The organism is Pseudomonas sp. S35 (assembly GCF_009866765.1).
Classification (GTDB): Bacteria; Pseudomonadota; Gammaproteobacteria; order Pseudomonadales; family Pseudomonadaceae; genus Aquipseudomonas.
This window is the reverse complement of the sequence record NZ_CP019431.1, coordinates 5,775,184-5,792,507: the sequence shown is the minus strand read 5'-3', so window position 1 is coordinate 5,792,507 and position 17,324 is coordinate 5,775,184. Positions and strand designations below refer to the sequence as shown.

The 17,324-nt window shown below is 60.9% G+C and carries 16 protein-coding genes; 8 read left to right on the top strand and 8 right to left on the bottom strand.

The features are described 5' to 3' along the window. Position 1: 1 nt before the first annotated feature. From PspS35_RS26085 to PspS35_RS26070, 4 genes are all read right to left on the bottom strand, one after another. Entirely contained in the window at positions 2–556 is a 555-nt protein-coding gene (locus tag PspS35_RS26085) for a tetratricopeptide repeat protein (protein WP_159937376.1), read from the bottom strand. 225 nt (positions 557–781) lie between these two features. Then, positions 782–2,065 carry a glutamate-1-semialdehyde 2,1-aminomutase gene (hemL, locus tag PspS35_RS26080; RefSeq protein ID WP_159937375.1) on the bottom strand — a complete coding sequence of 428 codons (1,284 nt, stop codon included), beginning with the start codon at positions 2,063–2,065 and terminating at the stop codon, positions 782–784. Between the two features lie 18 nt (positions 2,066–2,083). Then, positions 2,084–2,707: a thiamine phosphate synthase gene (gene thiE, locus PspS35_RS26075; protein ID WP_159937374.1), complete on the bottom strand. Its 624-nt coding sequence runs from the start codon at positions 2,705–2,707 to the stop codon at positions 2,084–2,086. Positions 2,708–2,739: 32 nt separating this feature from the next. Further along, positions 2,740–3,537: a hydroxymethylpyrimidine/phosphomethylpyrimidine kinase gene (locus tag PspS35_RS26070; RefSeq protein WP_159937373.1), complete on the bottom strand. Its 798-nt coding sequence runs from the start codon at positions 3,535–3,537 to the stop codon at positions 2,740–2,742. 276 nt (positions 3,538–3,813) lie between these two features. Between PspS35_RS26070 and PspS35_RS26065 the strand changes: the two genes are divergently transcribed. From PspS35_RS26065 to PspS35_RS26050, 4 genes are all read left to right on the top strand, one after another. Further along, positions 3,814–6,204, top strand: a complete 2,391-nt coding sequence (locus PspS35_RS26065; protein ID WP_159937372.1) for a 7TM diverse intracellular signaling domain-containing protein — start codon at positions 3,814–3,816, stop codon at positions 6,202–6,204. A gap of 67 nt (positions 6,205–6,271) precedes the next feature. Next, on the top strand, positions 6,272–7,927 hold the full coding sequence (locus PspS35_RS26060) for an acyl-CoA dehydrogenase family protein (RefSeq protein ID WP_159937371.1): 1,656 nt from the start codon (positions 6,272–6,274) through the stop codon (positions 7,925–7,927). Positions 7,928–8,041: 114 nt separating this feature from the next. After that, positions 8,042–9,514 carry an AMP nucleosidase gene (gene amn, locus PspS35_RS26055; RefSeq protein ID WP_003176267.1) on the top strand — a complete coding sequence of 491 codons (1,473 nt, stop codon included), beginning with the start codon at positions 8,042–8,044 and terminating at the stop codon, positions 9,512–9,514. Between the two features lie 72 nt (positions 9,515–9,586). Beyond that, positions 9,587–10,222, top strand: a complete 636-nt coding sequence (locus PspS35_RS26050; RefSeq protein ID WP_159937370.1) for a pseudouridine synthase — start codon at positions 9,587–9,589, stop codon at positions 10,220–10,222. Here the strand turns inward: PspS35_RS26050 and PspS35_RS26045 are convergent. Then, positions 10,217–10,426 (bottom strand): DUF2788 domain-containing protein, encoded by a 210-nt coding sequence (locus PspS35_RS26045; RefSeq protein ID WP_016773053.1) that lies wholly within the window; start codon positions 10,424–10,426, stop codon positions 10,217–10,219. The two genes, PspS35_RS26050 and PspS35_RS26045, sit on opposite strands and share 6 nt — an antisense overlap. 124 nt (positions 10,427–10,550) lie before the next feature. Then, positions 10,551–11,030, bottom strand: a complete 480-nt coding sequence (locus PspS35_RS26040; RefSeq protein WP_003176264.1) for an Lrp/AsnC family transcriptional regulator — start codon at positions 11,028–11,030, stop codon at positions 10,551–10,553. A gap of 398 nt (positions 11,031–11,428) precedes the next feature. On the opposite strand from PspS35_RS26040, the gene PspS35_RS26035 reads away from it, so the two are divergent. Then, positions 11,429–12,481: a DUF6515 family protein gene (locus PspS35_RS26035; protein WP_159937369.1), complete on the top strand. Its 1,053-nt coding sequence runs from the start codon at positions 11,429–11,431 to the stop codon at positions 12,479–12,481. Here the strand turns inward: PspS35_RS26035 and PspS35_RS26030 are convergent. Next, positions 12,478–13,371, bottom strand: a complete 894-nt coding sequence (locus tag PspS35_RS26030; RefSeq protein ID WP_159937368.1) for a cation diffusion facilitator family transporter — start codon at positions 13,369–13,371, stop codon at positions 12,478–12,480. The two genes, PspS35_RS26035 and PspS35_RS26030, sit on opposite strands and share 4 nt — an antisense overlap. Before the next feature lie 9 nt (positions 13,372–13,380). Then, positions 13,381–13,800 carry a polyribonucleotide nucleotidyltransferase gene (locus PspS35_RS26025; RefSeq protein ID WP_159937367.1) on the bottom strand — a complete coding sequence of 140 codons (420 nt, stop codon included), beginning with the start codon at positions 13,798–13,800 and terminating at the stop codon, positions 13,381–13,383. A gap of 929 nt (positions 13,801–14,729) precedes the next feature. On the opposite strand from PspS35_RS26025, the gene PspS35_RS26020 reads away from it, so the two are divergent. From PspS35_RS26020 to PspS35_RS26010, 3 genes are read left to right on the top strand one after another with little or no spacing between them, the layout of a single operon-like run. Beyond that, complete coding sequence (locus tag PspS35_RS26020; protein ID WP_159937366.1) at positions 14,730–15,539, top strand: ThiF family adenylyltransferase; 810 nt, start codon at positions 14,730–14,732, stop codon at positions 15,537–15,539. Beyond that, entirely contained in the window at positions 15,536–16,735 is a 1,200-nt protein-coding gene (locus tag PspS35_RS26015; protein ID WP_159937365.1) for a beta-eliminating lyase-related protein, read from the top strand. Before PspS35_RS26020 ends, PspS35_RS26015 begins: the two co-directional genes overlap by 4 nt. A gap of 10 nt (positions 16,736–16,745) precedes the next feature. Continuing rightward, entirely contained in the window at positions 16,746–17,306 is a 561-nt protein-coding gene (locus PspS35_RS26010) for a TetR/AcrR family transcriptional regulator (protein ID WP_159937364.1), read from the top strand. Positions 17,307–17,324: the final 18 nt, after the last annotated feature.

Below are 17,324 nucleotides of genomic sequence, written 5' to 3'. Positions count from 1 at the left end.
GTCAGGGCAGCGGTGAGAAGGGCGAACGCCCATCAGCGCTCTGCAATTCCTGCAAATAGTTGCGGAAAATCTGGCCCAGCACCTGGGTGGCCACTTCCAGTTCATCGCGCTGCATGTGTTCGGCCACTTCGTCGGCCGTGTCCAGCGCGTCTTCAGCGCCGTTGACGGCCGCCATTTTCAGCACGATATACGCCTGGACGTTATTGGCCGGCACACCTTCGCCTTTGAAGAACATCGTGCCGAGCTGGAACTGTGCCTGGGCGTGGCCCTGCAACGAGGCTTTTTCGAAATAGCTCAAGGCTTTGTTGAGGTCGAGCGCCGGGTTCTTGCTGTCGTGGTAGTACTCGCCCAACTCGTATTGCGCCTGCGCATCCCCACTGTCGGCCTGTTTCTGGCACGCGCTCAGGGATTCGGCCTGGCTGTCTGGCTGGGTATTGAGGGTGCAACGACCCATCGCTGGAATTAACAACGAGTTACCGCCTGCTTGGGCATGTGCCAGCAGCGGCTGAAGGAGCAACAGGCAGCCCAGTACCAGGGTGCGGCCGGTGCGTTTCATGGGAATCGACTTACCTCTGACGGGGCGCGCGGACCCTCACGGGATCCAATAAGCGCGCATTATGAAATAAGCAGGCCTCTGCTTACAAAGTCTTTACTCGTTTTTCTGCTGCTTGGGCAAGTTATCTGCCGGATTGCAGGTGAATTCTCGAAAAAATAAGGAAATATCTGTAAGCAAAGTAGCAAATCAGACATCACCTGGGTGATGTCTGATTTTTGTGGGCGTTTATTTCAGGGCGGCGAAGGCGCGCTCGGCGGCATCGAGAGTCAGTTGCAGCTCGGTTTCGCCATGGGCAATAGACGTGAAGCCTGCTTCGAATGCGCTCGGCGCCAGGTACACACCGCCTTCCAGCATCAGGTGAAAGAAACGCTTGAACAGGTCGGCATCGCTGCCCATCACGTCATCGAAGGTGACGATATTGTCGGCACCGCTGAAATACAGACCGAACATGCCGCCTGCCTGCGTGGTGACAAACGGGATACCGGCCGCATCGGCGCGTTGTTGCAGACCGTCCAGCAGGCGCGTGGTGTAGTCGCTCAGTTCGGCGTGGAAGCCCGGGCGGCTGATCAAGCGCAGGGTGGTCAGGCCGGCCGCCATGGCCAGCGGGTTACCGGACAGGGTGCCGGCTTGATACACCGGGCCCAGCGGCGCGATGTGCTGCATGATTTCGCGCTTGCCGCCGAAACAGCCTACCGGCATGCCGCCGCCGATGATCTTGCCGAAGGTGCTGAGGTCCGGCGTGACGCCGTAGTAGGCCTGGGCACCGCCGAGGGCGACGCGAAAACCGGTCATCACTTCGTCGAAAATCAGTACCACGCCATGTTTATCGCACTGTTCACGCAGGCCTTCGAGGAAACCCGGTGCCGGCGGCACGCAGTTCATGTTGCCGGCCACCGGCTCGACGATGATGCACGCCACTTCCTGGCCGACTTCGCTGAGCATCTGCTCGACGGCGGCGATATCGTTGAACGGCAACGTCAACGTGTGTTTGGCAAATGCGGCCGGCACACCGGCCGAGCTTGGCACGCCTTGGGTCAAGAGGCCGGAGCCGGCTTTTACCAGCAGGCTGTCGGAGTGGCCGTGGTAGCAGCCTTCGAACTTGATGATGCTGTCGCGGCCGGTGAAACCACGGGCCAGGCGAATCGCGCTCATGGTGGCTTCGGTGCCGGAGCTGACCATGCGCACCATCTCCATCGACGGCACAATGGCGCACACAAGGTCAGCCATCTCGGTTTCCATGGCGGTCGGAGCGCCGTAGGACAGGCCGTGTTCCAGTTGCTTGCGCACCGCGTCCAGCACGTCCGGGTGGCTGTGACCGAGGATCATCGGGCCCCAGGAGCCCACGTAGTCGACATAACGCTTGTCATCTTCGTCGGTAACGTAGGCGCCTTCGGCATGCTTGAAAAACAATGGCGTGCCGCCGACGCTCTTGAACGCACGCACGGGGGAGTTCACACCGCCGGGGATGTGTTTCTGGGCATTGGCAAACAGGGTTTCGGAACGAGACATGGTGAGGGCTCTCTGAATTCAGGATTTGATTAAAGCGTTGAAAGCGCGGGCTCGGCGCGTGACTTCCTGGGTGCTGTCGGCGCCGAACAGGCCGTGCACCACGGCGAGCAAGTCGGCGCCGTGGGCCACCAAGGGCTCGGCGTTTTCCAGGGTGATGCCACCGATCACGCAGATCGGCAGGTGCAGGCGCTGGCGGGCCTCGGCCAGCATTTGAGCGGTGGCAGCAGGTGCGCCGGGCTTGGTCGTGGAATTGAAGAAGCGACCGAAGGCGACGTAACTGGCGCCTTCCTTCGCGGCCTGCTCGGCCAGTTCGATCTGGCTGTGGCAGGTGGCGCCGATGATGGCCTTGGAACCGAGCAGTGCACGGGCCGGCGTCAGGGGGCCGTCGGTCTGGCCCAAGTGCACGCCGACGCCCAGGCGCGCGGCCAATTCTGCGTCATCGTTGATGATCAGTTGGGTGTTATAGCGCGAGCACAGCTCCCGCAGCTTTTCGGCTTCGCGCAGGCGCCGGGCTTCGTCGCTGCTTTTGTCGCGGTACTGCAACAGGGTCACGCCACCGTCCAACGCCGCTTCAACGTAGGCGAGGAATTTGCCGGCCAGCAGTTGGCTGTCGGTAATGGCGTAAAGGCCACGTAGTTTCATCGGGCAGGCCTCTTGCTTCTAGAAGCAGAAAGTTACGAACAGAAATCCAGCGGCAAACGGCGCGGTACAAACTGGCCCTGGCCGAGTTGTTCGGCGTCACGCAACGTACGCCAGGTGTAGTTGAGCGCCGATTGCACCGCGCTCACCAGCCCTTCGCCCTGGGCGATCCGCCCGGCCAGTGCGCTGGCCAATGTGCAACCCGAACCGTGATAACTGCCGGGCAGGCGCTGGCAAGTAAAGGTCTGGCGCGTGCCGTCGCGGCTATAAAGGCGGTTGTGCACTTGATGCTCGTCGCCGTGGCCGCCGGTGATCAACAGGTGCTTGATGAATGGCAGCAACTTCTCGGCGCATTCGTCCGCCGTGCCTTCGGGCAGTTCGGCGAGGATGCGCGCTTCAGGCAGGTTGGGCGTGGCGATCAGCGATAACGGCAACAACCGTTCGCGCATGGCGTAGCCGACTTCGTCCTTGCCCAGGCTGCCACCGCCGCCGGCCCGCAGCACCGGGTCGCACACCACCGGCAGGTGCGGGTGCGCCTGCAGCAGTTCGACCACGGTGTCGATCATCGCGGTGGAGCCGAGCATGCCCAGCTTGACCGCCGCCACTTCGGAGTCGCCGAGCACGGCATTGGCCTGGGCCAGTACCCACTCGCGGTCAAGCACACGGAAATCGCTGACATTGACGGTGTTCTGCACGGTCAGGGCGGTAACGGCCGGAGCCGCATGGCACCCCTGGGCGAGCAGGGCTTCGATATCTGCCTGCAAGCCGGCACCACCACTGGGATCATGGCCGGAGAGACAGAGGACAACAGGGCGAGAGCTGTAGATATTCATGGTGCGCGAGCTTACCACCAAACGCTTTTTGCGGGGTTGTCGGGCGGTGGTTGAATTTTGTTCAGTGAATGCCGCTTTTTTGGCGTTTTCTCTCGCGACACAATCCCCTGAAAGGCCCGTTCTAGAGCGCTTTTAAAAATTATTTCAATGGTGTCCAATGGCCTTTAGCGGCTATGCTAAAGTGGATCCAAATAACTTAACTGTACCGCCGGTGTACGTCTTCTCAAAAGGAATGGGGGGCATTTGACATAACCGGACAGGCCACGCTGGGGCTCTATGCGCTATTTGCTGATTTTATTGTTGTGTGGGCTGCCGCTGCTCGCCAACGCCATCGAGTTCAACCAAGACACCCGCAGCCTGCCGCTGGGCCGCGCCATGCAAGTGCTCGAAGACCCGACGGACGCCCTCACCATTGCCGAGGTCAGCGCGCCTTCCGCCGCCCCGCAATTCAAGCCCCACGATAAAGATACCCTCAACGCCGGCTACTCGCGTTCGGTGTTCTGGCTCAAGGTCAACCTGCATTACCTACCCCACAGCCCCGAGGCCCAGCGCACCTGGTTGCTGGAACTGGCCTACCCGCCGCTGGACCACCTTGACCTGTACTTGCCCGACAGCACGGGCACCTATCGCCTGGCCGGGCGCACCGGCGACGCGTTGCCGTTTTCTGCCCGTGAGATCCGCCAGAACAACTACCTGTTCAAGGTTGACTTCAACCCCGGCGAGGCGAAAACCGTCTACCTGCGCCTGCAAAGCGAAGGCTCGATCCAGGCCCCGTTGACCCTCTGGTCCAGCACCGCTTACCTGGAGCAACAACCGCTGCGCCTGTACGTTCTGGGTCTGATCTACGGCGTATTGCTGGGGATGCTGGTGTACAACCTGTTCATCTACCTCAGCGTGCGCGACACCAGCTACCTCTATTACATCTTCTATATCGCCTCGTTCGGCATGTACCAACTGTCGGTCAACGGCGCGGCGGTGGAGTATTTCTGGCCGAACAATCCCTGGTGGGCGAATGCCGCGACGCCGTTCCTGATTGGCGCGGCGGCGTTGTTTGGCAGCCTGTTTGCGCGCAGTTTCCTGCACACCGCCCAGCACAGCCGTTGGATCAATCGCCTGTTGCTGGCGCTGGTGGCCTGCGGCGCGGTGGTGATGTTGCTGTCGTTGATGACCAGTTATGCGCTGGCACTGCGCCTGGCCACGGGCTTGGCGCTGGTGTTCACCGGGACGATCTTTGTCGCTGCCATCAAGGCCTGGTACTGCGGCCAGCGGGTGGCGCGCTATTTCATCATCGCCTGGTCGGCGTTCCTGCTGGGCGGGGTGGTGAATACGCTGATGGTGCTGGGCTACCTGCCTAATGTGTTCCTCACCATGTATGCCAGCCAGATCGGCTCGGCGATTGAGGTGGCGTTGTTATCGCTGGCCCTGGCCGACCGCATCAACGCTATGCGCGAGCAACAAGCGCAGATCCTGTTCGACGCCAGCCAGAAGCTTGAAGTGCTTAACCAGCAACTGGCCCGCAGCAATCGGCTCAAGGATGAGTTTCTTGCCACCCTGACTCATGAACTGCGCACCCCCATGAACGGAGTGATCGGCTCCCTGGAGTTGATGCAAACCGTGCCTTTGGGCGAGGACCTGGCGCAGTACCAGCAAACCGCCGCCGGTTCGGCGCGGGACATGATGCGCATGGTCAACGGCATTCTCACCCTCACCCAATTGCAGGCTGGCCGCATGAGTGCCCAGCCCCAGGCGTTCAGCCTGCGCGGCGTGCTCGCGACCTTGCGCCAGCAATTCAACACCAGCGCGCAGGCCAAAGGTTTGGCGTTTTCCATCGACGTGGCCGATGAATTACCGGACCGCGTAGTGGGCGACGCCGACAAACTCCTCCAGTGCCTGGATTGCCTGCTGGACAACGCATTCAAGTTCACTCACGAAGGCGCCGTACGCCTGCGGGTAGTGGGCGTGCCGCAAAGCGACGGCAGCTTGCGTCTGAGCTTTATTGTGACTGACACCGGCATCGGCTTTGCTTTCCTGGATGAGGCCACCCTGTACCAGCGTTTTTTCCAGCTCGATGGTTCCACCACTCGCGAGTACGGCGGCCTTGGTATCGGCCTGGCAATCTGCCGGCAACTGATCGAGCTACTGGGCGGGCGTCTCACCCATCATTCCGAGCCGCGCAAGGGCAGTCGCTTTCAGCTCGAAATGCAAGTCAGCCCGATGCTGCCGGAGCCCGAGTTGGCGCCGGATCGCCAGCGCACACCGCACGAATGCGTCGTACTGCTGGTGGATGACAACAGCGTCAGCCAATTGGTGGTGCGCGGCATGTTGCTCAAGCTCGGCTACCGGGTAAAAACCGTGGACGGCGGCCCGAGCGCCCTGGCGGCCTTGCAGGCGGAACACTTCGACGCGGCACTGCTGGATATCCCCGAAGGCGGCTTCTCGGTGTGCTGTCAGATTCGTGCGCTGCCTGGCTGCGGTGAGTTGCCGGTGATCGCCGTGAGTTCGTCGCTCAATGCCCCTGAGCGCGAGCATTGTCATGGCATTGGGGTCAGCGATCGCCTGGCCAAGCCGGTGCGCTTCGAGGCGTTGCAGGCGGTGCTGGAACGCCGTGTATTGGGTGTATTGCAAGGCGAAAGCGCCGGGAATTCGGCGGGTATGCCACTTTTTTAAGCGGTATTACGGTGCTTAACTGAAATTCAGGCCTCAACCAAACGGGGCTGTTTCCAGGAGGCCCGTCATGAACCTGCACCCGTTCGCTGAAACCCACGACGTCACCAACCAGCCCCCGTCCCTGGACGGCACCAACCTGTACCGCATCGACCTGCCCCTGCAGGAGTGGTCGCGCCGCTTTGGCGCAGGCTGGGCAGAGGCGCGCATCGATGCCTACGGCGCGCTGGCCGGTGGCCCGCTGATGGCGGCCGGGTTCCTGGCGAACCAGAACAAACCGGTGTTCAACAGCCATGACCGGTATGGCCATCGCATCGACCTGGTCGAGTTTCACCCCGCTTACCACGAATTGATGCGCACTGCGGTCGAACACGGCCTGCCGTCGTTGCCGTGGGCCCATCCGCAATCCGGTGCCCATGTGGCGCGGGCCGCGATGACCTACCTACATAGCCAGGCCGAAGCTGGCACCGGCTGCCCGCTGACCATGACCTTTGCCTGCGTGCCGGCCCTGCGCCTGCAACCGGACCTGGCGCAGACCTGGTTGCCAAAAATCCTCAGCAGCCACTATGACCCACGCAATGTCGGCATCGCCCACAAGGCCGGCGCCACCATCGGCATGGCCATGACTGAAAAACAGGGCGGCACCGATGTGCGGGCCAACACGACCCGTGCCTATCCCGTGGGCGCCGGCGGCCCAGGGCAGCCTTATGAGTTGGTCGGCCACAAGTGGTTCTGCTCGGCGCCGATGTGCGATGCGTTCCTGACCCTGGCACAGACTGATAAGGGGCTTACCTGCTTCCTACTGCCCCGGCAGCGCCCGGATGACACGCGCAACGAGTTCTATATCCAGCGCCTGAAAAACAAGCTCGGCAATTGCTCCAACGCCTCCAGCGAAGTGGAGTTTCGCGGCGCCCTGGCCTGGATGATCGGCGAAGAAGGCCGTGGCGTGCCGACCATCATCGAAATGGTCGCCATGACCCGCTTTGATTGCATGGTCGGCTCCAGTGCCTTGATGCGCCAGGCGCTGACCCAGGCCAGCCATCATTGCGCCCACCGTTCGGTAGGTGGGCGCGTGCTCAGTGAACAACCGCTGATGCAAAACGTACTGGCCGACCTGGCCCTGGAAAGCGAAGCTGCGTTGGCCTTGAGCCTGCGCATGGGGCGCGCCCTGGACCACTTGGATGATGAGCAGGAAGCCAAATTCGCCCGGCTGGCCACCGCGGTGGGCAAGTATTGGATCTGCAAGCGCGCACCGGCGATGATCAACGAAGCCGCCGAGTGCATGGGCGGTGCCGGGTATGTCGAGGACAGCATCCTGCCGCGCCTGTACCGTGAGGCACCGGTGAATTCGACGTGGGAAGGTTCCGGCAATGTGCAGTGCCTGGACGTGCTTCGCGCACTGTCCAAAGAGCCCGGCGTGCTGGAAGCGCTGTTTGTCGAACTCGGTGACGGGCATGGCGACAAACGACTGGCGCGGCATATTGAACACCTGAAGTCGGCGTTCATGGACACCCAGGACATCCAGTATCGCGCGCGGCAATTGACCGAGGATATTGCTGTGACGCTGCAGGCCAAGTTGCTGCTGGAGGCCGGTCATGCGGCGGTCAGCGATGGTTTTATCGCCAGCCGTTTGGGCCAGTCGTCTGGCCGCGTCTACGGCACCTTGCCGCGTGGCGTCGATGTCGGGGCCATCGTCGCGCGCTCAAGCCCCAATGTATGTGAATAAACACGGCCCAAATGTGCGAGGGGGCTTGCAGCCATCTTGAGAGGGCACTCCAATTCAAGGTTTGCGTCTGACAGGGATACAGGCAAGATAAAGGCCTGCACGTTAGAACACAGGATGCTTACCGTGACCGAAGCTTTTGTTGTCGTTCAAACCGCCGAAGAGGCCGTGGACCGGCTGGCGGCTCTGCATGAGCGTGCTACCGGCGCGCTCAACCAGGCCCTCAAGCAATACCTCAAGGACCGCGTCGAGCCCGACGCCGCACAACGCGCACTGTTTCGCTACCCGGAACTGCGCCTTACCTACCACTGCCACGGCGAAGTCCCACAAACCACCCGGGCGTATGCCAAGGTTCAATTGCCGGGGACCTACAGCGTCACCGTCACCCATCCGTCGGCATTCCGTAAATACCTGCTGGAGCAACTGGTGCCGTTGATGCACGACTTCACCGTGACGGTAGAAGTGGGCGTCAGCCAGCAGAACATTCCTTACCCGTACGTGGTGGAACAGGGCGACGAACTGGCCGGCTCCGGCGTGACCGCTGCGACCCTGGCCCGCGTGTTCCCCAGCACCGACCTGTCGGCCGCCACCGATGGCATCGCCGACGGCCTCTACGACTGGGAAAACACCGACCCGCTGCCCCTGGCACTGTTCGATGCGGCCCGCGTGGACTTTTCCCTGCGCCGCCTGGTGCACTACACCGGCAGCGACTGGCGCCATGTGCAGCCGTGGATCCTGCTGACCAACTACCACCGCTATGTCGACCAGTTCATCCTGCATGGCCTGGAGCAATTGCGCAGCGACCCGCGCTTTATCCGCATGGTGCTGCCGGGCAACGTTGTGATCGACAAGAGCATGGACCACGGCGAAGCGTCTGCCATCGCGGCGGGCGTGGTCTGGCACCGCTACCAGATGCCGGCCTACCACCTGCAGGCCACTGATGGCCACGGCGTGACCCTGGTGAATATCGGCGTCGGCCCGTCCAACGCCAAGAACATCACCGACCACCTGGCCGTGCTGCGTCCACATTGCTGGCTGATGATCGGCCACTGTGGCGGCCTGCGCCAATCCCAGACCATCGGCGACTACGTACTGGCCCACGCCTATATGCGCCGCGACGGGATCCTCGACCGTGTGGTGCCGCCGAACATCCCGATCCCGGCCCTGGCCGAAGTGCAGATGGCGTTGCAGCAAGCCGCCGCCAATGTCACCGGCGAAAAAGGCGAAGAGCTGAAAAAACGCCTGCGCACCGGCACTGTGCTGACCTACGACGACCGCAACTGGGAACTGCGCTGGGCCCAGGAGCGGCCGTTGATCAACCTGTCCCGCGCCGTGGCGGTGGACATGGAAAGCGGCACCATCGCCGCCCAAGGCTACCGTTTGCGAGTGCCGTACGGCACGTTGCTGTGTGTCTCGGACAAGCCGCTGCACAGTGAGATCAAACTGCCGGGTTCGGCCAACGCGTTCTATGAGCGCGCGGTCAGCCAGCACTTGAAGATCGGCATCGAGGCCGTCGACCTGTTGCGCACTGAGCTCAACTCGCTGCACTCGCGCAAACTGCGCAGCTTCGACGAACCGCCGTTCCGCTAAGCGGTTGGGATGGTCATTTAGCGGTCAGGCCACTAGCATTGTCGGTCCTGACCGTTAGATGTCCCTTTTGCCATGTCCCGTCCTACTCGCCCCGATTCGCGCCGCCCTGGCGTGAAACCTCCGCACTCCGCTGCTCGTCGTGTCGCCAAGGCGCCGCCGGCCGAGCCGAAGCTGATCCTGTTCAACAAGCCTTTCGACGTGCTGACCCAATTCAGCGACGAAGGCGGGCGGGCGACCCTCAAGGATTTCATCGACATCCCCGGCATCTACCCGGCCGGCCGCCTGGACCGTGACAGCGAAGGCCTGTTGCTGTTGACCAACGACGGCCAGTTGCAGGCGCGTATAGCCGACCCCAAGCACAAGTTGGCGAAAACCTACTGGGTGCAGGTGGAAGGCGAGCCGACGGAAGAACAACTGCAGCGCCTGCGCGACGGCGTCGAGCTTAACGACGGCAAGACCTTGCCCGCCGAAGCGCGACAACTGGAGGAACCGCAGTTATGGCCACGCAACCCGCCAGTGCGGTTTCGCAAAAGCGTGCCGACCCACTGGCTGGAGTTGGTGATTCGTGAGGGGCGTAACCGCCAGGTTCGGCGCATGACTGCTGCGGTGGGCTTGCCGACCTTGCGCCTGGTGCGCGTGCGCATTGGCGATTGGACGATCGAAGGCCTCGACCAAGGCCAGTGGAAGGCTGTGCCAGCGCGTTTATAAAGCGCCGGACTCGATCAGGCCGATCACCACGCTCTTGATGATGAACGCGGCCACGCCCAGGCCCAGCACGAAAAACAGGATGAACGAGCCAAAGCGCCCGGCTTTGGACTTCTTGGCCAGGTCCCAGACGATAAAGCCCATGAAAATGATCAGAATGCTGACCAGGCCGGTCATCATCCATTCTTCGAAGAGGGCGGGGTCGATGTTGTTCATGGGCTCTTCCATCGGGGCAGGCGAGCAGTATACGGCAGGGTTGCGGGCTCAAGATTGATCTGGGTCCAAATGTGGGAGCGGGCAAGCCCCCTCCCACATTTGACCTTTATTGATCTCAGGTGCGCAGGTGAGTCAGCGGCAGCTCGGTGCTGTTAAGCACCTGGTTCAGCACAAAACTCGAGCGCACGCTGGTCACGCCTTCGATCCGAGTCAGGTGCCCCAGCAGCAATTTCTGATAGTGATCCATATCCGGCACCACTACTTTCAACTGGTAGTCCGCATCCATACCAGTCACCAGGCTGCATTCCAGCACTTGCGGCAAGGTGCGGATGGCCGCTTCGAAGTTCTCGAAACGCTCCGGCGTGTGGCGGTCCATGCCGATCAACACGTAGGCCGTGAGGCTCAGGCCGAGCATCTTGCGGTCGAGCAGGGCGACCTGGCGGGAGATGTAGCCGTCGTCTTCCAATTGCTTGACCCGGCGCGAGCAGGGCGACGGCGACAGGCCGATGCGCTCGGCCAACTCCTGGTTGGAGATCCTCGCGTCGCGCTGCAATTCCGCCAAAATACTCAGGTCGTATCGGTCAAGCTTGCTCATTGGGTTGGCCTTTGTCGTAACTATTGCGGTTAATTATCCATGAAGGGTTAAAAATTGCGCAAGCACTGTTTATTGACGCAATCTTCGCAATCATCTGTCAGGCGCGGGCCTGTATCTTTATCAACAGAATCACCGCCTGGACAACAGTCCACTTACAGCGAGCCCAATCAGGCCCGCTGCGGCCGCCACCCCAGCAGGGTTGAGCCGGCCTCCAGGCTGCACACTGTCCACAAGACGGCGTGAGGTGAGCCAACGCCAAAAGCGTTGAGCCAGGACGAAGTTCTCAAGGGGTGGCCGACGGGTCACCCCTTTTCTTTTGCCTGCTGATAACCTGTGCCAGAACCGGGCCCCTCTTTTCCAGTCTCATGGACAGGCCCTAATCCGCAGTGAGGAATAGCATGAAGCGCATCTGGCGTATGGCAGGTGTTGGTTTGCTGGTGGTCAGTGTCGGCACGCAAGTCGTGGCTGACGAGCGCGATAACTCACCGAATCAGGGGCAGCGGCCGCAGGGCGGTGGTGGACAGCATGAGCGGGGTCCTGAAGGCGGGCGGCCAGAAAACAATCCGCCACGACCCGAGAACAATCAGCCACGTCCGCAGAATCAGCATTTTGAACGTGGCGGTCCTAACGGTGCCGGTCAGTGGCAAAGTCGTCCGCAAAGCAATGAGCAGGCTCGGCCGGCACCGCAACCCCAACCGGCAAACAACCTGCCGATCCAGGGCCGGCCTGATACCGTGCGCCAGACCCAGGAGCCGCGCCAGGGCTATTACCGCGACATACCCCGGCGCAACGACGACAACAGGCAGTGGGAGGCCGGTGGCCCAGGTTCGCGTCCGGGTAACAACGGCGGTGGCTACAACAACGGCCATCCCGGTGATAACCGCTGGCCAGGTCGCCCGGATGGGCATGGCAACGGTTGGGGCCCAGGGCCGCAATATCGTCCAGGGTATACCGTCGACCGTTTCCCCGACCGCAACTACCGCGTGCCTTACCGTGGCCAGGATTATTTCTTCTCCGGTGGCTACTGGTATCGCCCGCAAGGCCCGCGTTATGTCGTGGTGAGGCCGCCTTATGGCATTCGCGTGCATTACCTGCCGGATTACGCGCGGGAAGTGTGGGTGGGCAGCTCACTGTTGTTCCTTGCTGCCGGCGCCTACTACGCCTACGAGCAAAGCACCCAGCAATACGTGGTGGTCCAACCCCCGGCGCAAGTGCCTTCGCCGCAACCGGCGCCGCAGGGCAATGGCTATGACGTGGTCGCCTATCCCGCCAACGGCCAGTCACCGGCGCAAGTGCAGCAGGACGGTTACGACTGTTACCGCTGGGCGGTGCAGCAAAGCGGCTTCGACCCGCAGGCCGTCACCTACGCCCCTGACCCGGCGGTGGTGCAAGCCTACCGTCAGGCCCAGGGCAACTGCTTGAGCAGTCGCGGTTACCAGGTCCAGTATTAGGCCTTCGCGCCCGTGACCACTTCCCGCGGGTCGGCATGCACCAGCACTTCGGCGCGCGGGTAGGCCGTGTGAATGGCATCGGCGGCCTGGTCGCTGATGCCGTGGGCGACTGACAGGGTCAACTCCCCCGGCAACTCCAGGTGCAACTGCACAAACCAGTGGTTGCCCGACACCCGCGTGCGCAGGTCATGTGCCCCCAATACCCCGGGCACTCCACGGGCGAGTTCGAGCATGTGCTGGCTCACTTCCGGCGGCAGCTCTTCATCCATCAACACGGCAAAGCTTTCCCGGGCGATCTGGATCGCGCTCCACAAAATGTACGCGGCGATCCCCATGCCGAACCAGGCATCCACCTGATGCAACCCCATCGCGGCCAACACCAACGCTACCAAGATGCTGCCGTTCAGCAGCAGGTCCGAGCGATAGTGCAGCGAATCCGCACGCACCGCGTTGGAGCCGGTTTCGCGGATCACCCGGTGTTGCAGCATCAGCAGTGCCACGGTCAGCACGAGCGAAAACACGATCACCCCAATGCTCAACCACGGCGCGCCCACGGGCTCCGGATGCTGCAAGCGCGCATACGCCTGCAGCGCGATCAGCACCGCACTGGCGCCGATAAACAGCGCCTGAGCCATGCCCGACAGCGACTCCGCCTTGCCATGGCCGTAACGGTGATCGTCATCGGCCGGGCGCAGGGCGTAGTGCACCGCCAGCAGGTTCAACAGCGAAGTCACGCCGTCCAGCAGTGAGTCGGTCAGCCCGGCGAGCATGCTCACCGAACCGCTGAACCACCAGGCAATCGCCTTGGTAACAATCAGTACACAGGCCACGCACACCGACGCGCGGGTGGCCAGGCGCAAAAGCCTGGCGTGTTCGGCACTGCTGGTCATAAACGGTCCTTAGGCGGCGGGCTGCAGGCCCAGGGCCGCGAGTTGCTGCACGCTGCCCTTGAACTGGATCATGCGCGGGTCGTCCAGCGGCAGGGTGCGACCGGTTTCTTTCTGGATGATGGTTTGCAGCTTGGCATTGTCGACCTTGCCGTCGGCGCCGATGGCTTCCTGGAGTTTTTCCGGGGCGACTTGGGCCGTCTTGCCCGGCTCGAAATAAATCGCGCCCGTGGCGAAGTCGACGCCAAACGCGATCAGGCCGGGGATCACATAAAACAGCAGGCCCACGGCGTCGAGCACGGCGATGGTCGGGTCGATCTTGCCGTCGATCTGGCCACGGCGGTCCGGGTAGAAAATCGAACCGCAGGCCGTCAGTTGGCTCAGCAGGGTGACGGCGAGGACACCGCCGATGACACGGGAAGCGATACGCATAGAGGCTCTCCTGAAGGGTTGAAAACGCGACTATATAGGAACAGCTATCAACAAATCTCTCCAAGGCCGGAGGTGGCGAGAAATGTCCAAGGCCATGCCTTCTTCGCCCTGCCCATAGAGTATCAAGTGATTTTTACATTTTGTAATATTTGCTTTGGCTTAGAGCAATGAGTTAGTAGGCCATGAATGGCGTGGTTTCTGGAGGTGGCAAACCTTTTTATATGCTTGCTCGTTCTCTATTTTTCCAGGTGCGGCAAGAATGTTTATTTCGTGGGTTGAATAGGTTTAAAACTATGTTTAATATCCACTCCGCAATTAATGGAATAACGATATTCCTGGGCAAGCCAGGGGTTCTCCAAGGATGGGTTGAGCTGTTTCTATACTGAAAAGTTCTGTTTTGATGAAGTCTCCGAGAGATTGAGTTCTCGTGCGAGCACGTATAGCGCTGGGTGTTTTTTTGACGAATGGGTCGTAAGGCTTAGGCTGCTGCGAGGGCGTTTCTGCCGTTTTCAGTCCGGAATAAATGCACATAAAGATACGTAACTATATGTTTTCAAAGGTTATTATTGTTTTGTCAAGTGTCGCATTCTATTTGGCATTTTTAAATGGACTGCTGGGTTTAGTTAATGTTACTGAACTCCTAAGTTTATTCTTTTGATCGGGTGTTGAGCGGTTCTGTGCTGTTGTTGTACCCGTGAGTATTGTTTGTATTTGTAGTATCGCCAGTTTAGTTAGTGGTGTTGCCAAGTTTGTTTCAGTTGTTCATGGGACGTCGGAGTGTTTCAACTATGGGCTGTGCTCACGCAGCGCAGGCGTGCAGTGTTGGTCGTATGTTTATTAAGTATTAGCAGCGGCTGCCTGTTTAGGGCGGTGGCGCAATGCACAGATGTTTCTGAGTTCTATGGCAATTAACAACAGGGAGCATGAGCGTGAGCAAAGACGAGATGTTGAACAGGTCGATGCCGTTGCTGACCGAAGCAGGCATTGAAAAGCTCGCGGGCTGCAGTGTGGTGATCGCCGGCTGCGGCGGGGTGGGGGGAGCCATGGCATTGACGCTCTGCCGCATGGGCGTGGAGACCTTCAGGCTCGCCGACCCCGGTATTTTCGACCCACCGGACATGAACCGTCAGTGGGCCGCGACCGGAAGTTCGATGGGGCGTAACAAAGCCTTGGTCTACCGAGAGCTCATCCTCGATCTGAACCCGCTTGCCAAAGTCGAAATTTACGTCGAAGGCGTTACCGACCATAACCAGGCTGAATTCCTGTCCGGCGCCGACATCATGGTTGACTGCCTGGACGCCAATGTTCCCCACTCGTTGCGCGAGTCGCTGCACCGTAAAGCTCGGCAGTTGGGTATTTTCAGCGTCGTCGGTCCCATCATGGGGTTCGGTTGTTTTGCGCTGTGCTCCTCGCCACAGGGCCTGGCTATGGATTACTGGCTCCAGACACTCAAGGCGGCCAAGGAACAGGGCACATTGCCGCCGATGTTTGATGAGATCTTCGTGCCGGAGCATATGCGGGCTATCGTGAAAAGCCTGGATATCGGCAAGGTGCCCACCGTTGCCGTAGGGCCGCTGATTGCGACGTCGTTGCTGGCCACTGAATGTGTGAACCACCTGCTGCACGGAACCGCCCCAGGTTTCCGGGCCCCCATCGTGCTGCCGAACGTGATGTTTTTCGACCTGAACCGGATGAATTACAAGGTCGTTGATATTTCTGCCCTGGACGCCAGCGCATGAGTGCCGTCGGTGCAGGTTCTGTCACAGCACGCCGCGACGCCCTCGCGCAGGCCGGCTTCAACCTGGATCTGGTACCGGCTGGCTGCGTGGTTGACGATTATCAAACCGACAGCCTGATGAATGCCGTGGGCCTCGCGTTTGCCCCGGGCGGTGATGCCGATGAGCACACCGACCTTTGGTTGTCGAAGTGCATTGCGCAGTTGTTTGAGATGCCCCTGGCGATTCCCGTTGCACAGGGGCGGCTGGCGGAAGCGATACTCAGCAATGTGCTGGTTGCGCCAGGTGATTGTGTGCCGGGCAGCCTGCCGTTTCCGACCGCGGCCGTGCACCTGGCGCGAAACGGAGCCGTCTCCATGCCCATGCTATCTGCGCGATCGGAAGCCTCAGAACATCTGTTCCTTGGGGGCATCGATACCGCAGCCTTGGCGCGATTCCTGGAAAGCAGCGGCCGTGCCAGGGTTCCCTACCTGATGTTGGAGGCCTGTACCAACGCGATTGGCGGGCACCCGCTGTCTATTGAAAACCTGCGCGCGGTGCGGTCAGTGGCTGAGCGCCATGGCATTGCGATCTATCTTGATGCCACTCGGATCTTCAGCAACGCCTACCTGATTCAGCAGCGTAATCGCGCAGAGGGCGCCAACAGCATTGCGGCCATTGTGCTTGAACTGTGTGCGTTGGTGGACGGGATCTGGCTGAGCGCGAGCAAAGAATTCCCGGTAACCATTGGTGGTGTTCTGGCCCTGCGCAATCGCCAGGTATTCGAGCAATGCAGGGACCAGGCCCTGCTTTTCGGTACCGGCCTCGATGCCGCTGCCAAGCACCGGTTGGCCGCAGCGATGGCGAATGCGCCAGCGTTGGTTGAGCGGATTGTCGAGCGGGCGCAGCGGGTAGAGCGGTTTCAGGCCATGTTGGAGCCGCATTGCGAGGTATCCACGCCGGGCTGTGCTCATGCGGTGTTCCTGAAGGCATCGGCAGTCTCCAGCCACATCGCGCACCACCACCACCCACACCGCGCCTTCTTGAATCATCTGTACGTGAAATATGGCATCAGAGGCGCGCTCAACCCGGGCGCCTCGCCAGAGACGGGCGAAGCGGTGATCCGTTTTGCCGTGCCCATTTTGGGCAAGGACGATCATGCCATCGAATCGGCCGCAACGAGCATTCGCGCGGCCCTGTCCGAGACGCATGAGTTTTGAAGGCAGCAGCATGGACGCCATTGCTGCCGAGGCAGGTGTGTCCAAATTGACGGTCTACAGCCACTACTGTGACAAGGCGACGCTGTTCTCTGCGGCAATCACCGCCAAGTGCGAAGATCAGTTGCCTGAGCGATTATTCGAGTTTTCCCCGCAAGCGAGCATTGAAAGCGTCTTGCTGAAAATCGGCGGGCATTATCACGAACTGATCAGCAGCCGCGAAGCGGTGCAGTTGCAACGCATCGTGGTGTCCATGGCGACCCAGGAGCCCAGGCTTGCCCGAATGTTTTATGAAGCGGGCGCGCAGCACATGCTCAATGAAATGAGCCGTCTACTGGCACTTGCCGCACTCACTGGACGATTACGCGTTGACGACCCGCAGAAGGCCGCCGAGTGCTTTTTTTGTCTGCTGAAAGGCGGGGAGTATTTTCGTGTTCTGATTGGTTTTTGCGCACCGATGGCCGGTGAAGAGGCCCGCCAGCATGTCAGGGACGTTGTGGCGCTGTTCATGCACATCCACCAGCCGGTGACTGGCATTACAGGGGCACCCGAGGCCTTGATCGCATCGGGTTAAGGTTGTGGAACAAGGCTG